The organism is uncultured Aquincola sp. (assembly GCF_964001545.1).
In the GTDB taxonomy this organism is placed as follows: Bacteria; Pseudomonadota; Gammaproteobacteria; order Burkholderiales; family Burkholderiaceae_C; genus Aquincola.
In genome coordinates this window covers 1-5,095 of the sequence record NZ_CAXFDV010000554.1, presented here as the reverse complement: position 1 = coordinate 5,095, position 5,095 = coordinate 1, and the positions used below count along the sequence as shown (strand labels likewise).

The window sequence follows — 5,095 nt, the reverse complement described above, 5'->3', positions numbered from 1 at the left end:
GCGAGCATTTGCAACGACGAGCGGGCGTCTTTGGGCGTGGTGAGCGGGCTTGAACGAAAGACTCTCACGCTCTCAGCCCAGCGGTTTGTAGATCGGCGGATCGGGCTCCGGAAACACCGGCCGTTCCGGCTGCGGCCGATGCTCCCATTGGCGCAGGCGTTTTTCCTGTCGTGATGCATGGCTGCCGGGACGGTGCTGCGGGTGCTGCTGGGGTTGTGCACGCATGCGGTGGGGGTCCTTGGGGGTTGAGGAAATCCGGTGCAGGGCTCAGCGACGGCGGTTGAGCCACCACAAGGCGCCGGTGAGCGCCGTGGCAAAACCCACCCAGCCGACGAAGGGCAGCGTCAGGCGGCCGGCCGGCCGATCGACCTGGTAAGCAGCCCGCGCGCCAGCCGCGCCGGTGCCCACCATGGCGGCCGCCACCAGCAGGCTGGCCGGCAGATGGCGCGCGCCGAAGAACACCGCGCTCCAGCCGCCGATCAGGAAGACGTTGAGCGCCAGCCAGCCCAGGGCCTGCTGGCGCGCCTGGTGGCGCACCGTGCCCGGGCCGGCGGGCGTGCGCAGCAGCCGGTAGGCGGCCACCGCAAAGCCGCTGTCGATCAGCGTCCACGCGATCGGAATGACCGCATCGGGCGGCTTCCAGGCCGGCGTGCGCAGGCTGGCGTACCAGACCAGGGCACGGGGCCGCTGCGGGCCGAACACCCAGCCGGCGGCCATCGGATACAGCAGCGCGGCACTGGCCACCGCAGCGGCGGCGGCCGGGGGCAGCACGGCCGCTTCGGGCCAGATGGCGCCCGGCTGGCGGGGGACGATCAAACGCGGGCCGACGTTCATGCCGCGGTACTGGCAATCGCCGTGCCGGTGGCCTGATGCACCGGGTTTGCGCTAGCCGCTGGGCAGCAGCTGGGGTGCTGGTTCGGCGCCGGCGCGCCAGGGCAGCAGGCAGGCACGCACCGTGGTCACCGCGGCTTGCAGCGGCATCTCGCGGCCGGCGGCCTGCAGACGGTCGAAGGTGGTGGCACCCAGGGCTTCACGCAGGCGCGCCAGGTGCGGCCCCACCATGGCCGCGATGGCCGGTTGGCGGCGCTGGTGCATGGCGTCGATGCTGGCCTGGGCGGCACCGTACAGCCGGGCCGCCTGCTCCCACTGGCCCTGGGCGGCGGCCCAGCCCACGAAGGTGTCCACCACCATCTGGCCCAGCGACTCGTGGCGGATGTCGTCGGCGATCTCCGCCGCCTCCAGCAGCCGGTCGCGGGCGGTGGCCAGCGCGTCACGGTCGATGTCGATCCAGGCGCAGTTGACCAGGCTGACGCAGCGCTGCGAGGGCGAGCCCTGCGCCCGTGTCAGGGCCAGCGCCTCGTCGAAGTACGGCGCTGCCGCCGGCAGTTGGCGCAGCGCCATGTGCACCACGCCCACGCCCATCACCGCCGGGTGCAGCGCCCCGGGCTCGCCCAGCGGGCGGATGAGCGCCAGCGCCGCCTGGCAATGGCCCAGTGCGGTGTCGCCATCGCCATCGCCCAGGTGGGCCATGCCCAGCATCAGCTGCGACAGCGCCTGCTGCCGGCGTTCGCCCAGCGCATGGGCCATGGCGCGGCTGCGCTCGAGCAGTATTTGCGTGTCCTGGTACAGGCCCAGGAAGTAGGCCATGTCGCCGGCGGCGAACAAGGCCTCGGCGTAGGTTGGCGAAGGCGGGCCATCCACGGCACGCTGCAAGGCCTCTTGCGCCACGCGGTAGCCCAGTTCGGCGATGCCGCGGCTGCGCCAGTAGCCCTGCAGGCAGGCGGTGAGTTCCAGCCCGCAGGCCACGCCCTGGGGCACCTGGCTGCACCAGTCATGGGCCAGCAGCAGGTTCTCGCGCTCGTCGTCCAGCTGCAGCAGCCAGGCGCGCTGGTCGCTGCCCTGCAGCCGCGGAAAGCCGGCCCGCACCCAGCCGGCCATGTACAGCAGGTGCCGGGTGCGCACGGCCGCCCACTCGCCGGCCAGCTGCAGCTGGTCCTGGGCGAACAGGCGCACCGTCTCCAGCAGGTCGTAACGCGAGCCGCCGCCGGGCCGCTGGTGCACCACCACCAGCGACTGGTCGACCAGGGCCGCCAGCTCGTCCAGCACCTCGAATTCGTCGATGCCCTCGCCCACCACCGCGGCCAGCGAAGGCAGCGTGAAGCCGCCGGCAAACACGCCCAGGCAGCGGAACAGCTGCTGCACCTGCGGCGTCAACTGGTCGTAGCTCCACTGGATGATGGAGCGCAGCGTCTGTGGCCGCTGCTGGGCCGGCGCGGCCAGCTTGAGCAGCCGGAAACGGTCGCCCAGGCGGGCATGGATTTCCTGCAAGGACAACACCCGCGCCCGCGCCGCGGCCAGCTCCAGCGCCAGCGGGATGCCATCGAGCCGGCGGCAGATGTCGGCGGCCAGCGCGCTGTCGTACCCGTCGGGGCGAAAGTCGGGCAGGCTCCATTGCAGGCGGTCGATGAACAGGCGCACCGCGTCGTAGCACTCGGGCCGCTGCCGCGACGCCACGGCCGGCGGCGGCGGGCAGCCCAGCGGCGGCAGCGCAAACACCCGTTCGCCCGGCAGGCCCAGCGGCACCCGGCTGGTCGCGATGAAGCGCAGCTGCGGGCTGGCCCGCAGCAGGGTGTCGGCCAGGGCCGCGGCGGCGGCGGCCACGTGCTCGCAGTTGTCCAGCACCACGAGCACGCGGCGGCCGGCCAGCGCCTGCGCCAGGCGCGCGATCAGCGGCTGGCCCGGCTGCTCGACCACGCCGATGGCCGCGCCCAGGGCCAGCGGTACGCGCGACGGGTCCTGCAGCGGCGCCAGGTCGACGAACCACACGCCGTCGGGGTGGTCTGCCAGGCCTTGCTCGGCCAGCTTGAGCGCCATGCGCGTCTTGCCGCAACCGCCGATGGCCACCAGGCTGAGCATCTGCGCGTCGCGCAGCAGATGCCGGCATTCGGCCAGCTCCTGCGCGCGGCCGATGAAGCGGCTGCGTTCAGGCAGCAGGTTGTGGGGCGTGGCGGCCGGGCCCGGTGCCGGCGCGGCGGCCAGCGGCAGGGCGGCCGACGGGCCGGCGTCCGACGGGAGGGCATCGCTGGATGGGTCGGCCTCCGGCATCACGAACCGGTAACCACGGCCCGGCACGGTGGCGATGGCCTGGGCACCCAGCACGCGCCGCAGCGCCGAGATCTGCACCTGCAGGTTGTTTTCCTCGACCACCAGGCCGGGCCATACCTGGTCCATCAGCTCGCCTTTGGAGACCACGCGGTGGCGCTGCTCCACCAGGGTGATCAGCAGGTCGAACGCGCGGGCGCCCAGCGCGATCGGCTGCCCGTCCATCAACAACCTGCGTTCGGCCGGGCGGAGTTCCGCAGAACCGAATCGATACTGCGTCGTCATCCCTGTCCCCCATGGCTTACACCGGCGGCCATGGCGCCCAGGGGCCGTCGGCCCCGGGCGATGACCCCGTGGCATTCATTCTTTCCAGGCCCGGGGCCGTCTGCAAGCCCATCACCAGATTCACCTCCTCACGCCGCCCGCGCGAAGGCCGTCTGTTGCCTGCGTGCCCAATAGGGGTGGCGCGCAAAGCGCATTTCCTGGCAGTACAGCTGCTGGCGCTGCAGGGCATGCTCGTCGAAGGCCTGCCGCAGCAGCCGGTCGTAGGCCGGCAAGGCGCTGCCGTCGCCGGCCTGCAGGCGGCCCAGCGCCTGCGCGGCGTGCAGCCCGCTGGCCAGCGCCACCGTCAGGCCGTGGGCCGACAGCGGGTCGTAGCGGATGGCCGCGTCGCCCACCGCCAGCCAGCCCGGGCCCACGGCGCTGTGCAGGCAGGCGCTGCCGGCGGGCACGCAGGTCGCCGCCGCCTGCCACTGCGCCTGCTGCAGGCGGGCGTGGGTGTGCGGCGCCCGGCGCAGCAGCGCGCGCCAGCCGGCTTCGGTGCGCAGGCCGGGCAGCGGATGCAGGTCGGCATCGGTGAAAAACGCGGTGGACCAGAGGCCGCCCGGCAGCGGCGCGCTGTACCACCAGCCGTCGGCCACGGCCTCGATCAGGCTGCTGCCGTCGTCCATCGTGGTGCCGGCGCGCAACCAGGCCACCACCGCCACCTGGCGGTCGATCTCCAGCCGGCTGGCACCCTGCCGGCGCGCCAGCCACGACGAGCGGCCGGTGGCATCCACCAGCCAGGAGGCCTGGCCCTGCCAACCCGGGGCGCTGAGCTGCCATTGCCCGGCCTGCCGCGTCAACGCCGGCGGCACGGCCAGCGCGACGAACCCGACGCCCAGCGCCTGGGCGCGGGCTTGCAGCCGGTGGTCGAAGCGCTCTCGATCGACATGGAAGCCATGGCCCTGCGGATGCCGGATGAAGTCCAGGTGCTGCAGCTCGTCGGTGCCCCAGGCCGACCGGTTGGCATGGCACGGCAGGTGGCCGTCGGCCTCGAACGCGGCCCACAGGCCCAGCCGGTGCAGCAGCGGCCTGGCCTGCGGCGACAGGCTGTCGCCGATGCGGGCACCGCCGCTCCCGCCGCCGCGTGCCAGCGACAGCACCGCCACCGCCTGGCCCAGGCGCGCCAGTTCGATGGCGGTGCTGCAGCCGGCCGGGCCCCCGCCCAGGACCACCACGTCGAGGCAACGGCTCATACCGGTTCATCGCCCCTGCGCCGGGTCGTGCTGCCACAGCGGCATCTGCTGGGTCGGGCTCGGGGGCGCCTCCGGCAGCGTGCGGCCGGTTTCCACCCAGGTCACGGTCGGCAGTGCGGGCAGGTCCACCGGTCCTGGCTGGCGGGTGATCAGGCCCATCTGCGACCAGGCCTCGATGAACACGGCGCGCGGGTTGGGCTGGGTGATCATCGCCGGCGGGTAGCTGCCCGGCTGGTAGACGATGCCGCGCAGCCATTTCTGCCGCCGGGCGGGGTCGAAGGCCTGCAGCCGCTCGGGCACCGGCAGCGCAGGGTCCATCAAGCGGGCGTACTGCTGCTGGGTGAGCACGTCGTTGGGCACCCGCGCCGGCCAGAAGGTGGGCAGGAACTCGCCGCCCCAGGGCCGGTAGGCCGACAGGCAGCTGGCGGTGTCGGTCTGCCAGGGGCAGGCCATCCAGCGGGTGATGCTGCCGGGGG

At 73.4% G+C, this 5,095-nt stretch carries 5 protein-coding genes; all 5 read right to left on the bottom strand.

Going from position 1 to position 5,095, the window contains the following annotated elements:
• Positions 1 to 72: 72 nt before the first annotated feature.
• Positions 73 to 225 carry a hypothetical protein gene (locus tag ABNT58_RS19075; RefSeq protein ID WP_348755019.1) on the bottom strand — a complete coding sequence of 51 codons (153 nt, stop codon included), beginning with the start codon at positions 223 to 225 and terminating at the stop codon, positions 73 to 75.
• A 42-nt stretch (positions 226 to 267) separates the two neighbouring features.
• Positions 268 to 834 carry a TspO/MBR family protein gene (locus tag ABNT58_RS19070; protein WP_348755018.1) on the bottom strand — a complete coding sequence of 189 codons (567 nt, stop codon included), beginning with the start codon at positions 832 to 834 and terminating at the stop codon, positions 268 to 270.
• A gap of 51 nt (positions 835 to 885) precedes the next feature.
• Entirely contained in the window at positions 886 to 3,327 is a 2,442-nt protein-coding gene (locus ABNT58_RS19065; RefSeq protein WP_348755017.1) for a winged helix-turn-helix domain-containing protein, read from the bottom strand.
• A 188-nt stretch (positions 3,328 to 3,515) separates the two neighbouring features.
• The gene (locus tag ABNT58_RS19060; RefSeq protein ID WP_348755016.1) at positions 3,516 to 4,619 is read right to left on the bottom strand and encodes a hypothetical protein; all 1,104 of its coding nucleotides are present in this window, start codon (positions 4,617 to 4,619) and stop codon (positions 3,516 to 3,518) included.
• A gap of 6 nt (positions 4,620 to 4,625) precedes the next feature.
• A partial coding sequence (locus ABNT58_RS19055; protein WP_348755015.1) for a LodA/GoxA family CTQ-dependent oxidase occupies positions 4,626 to 5,095 on the bottom strand: 470 nt, incomplete at its 5' end.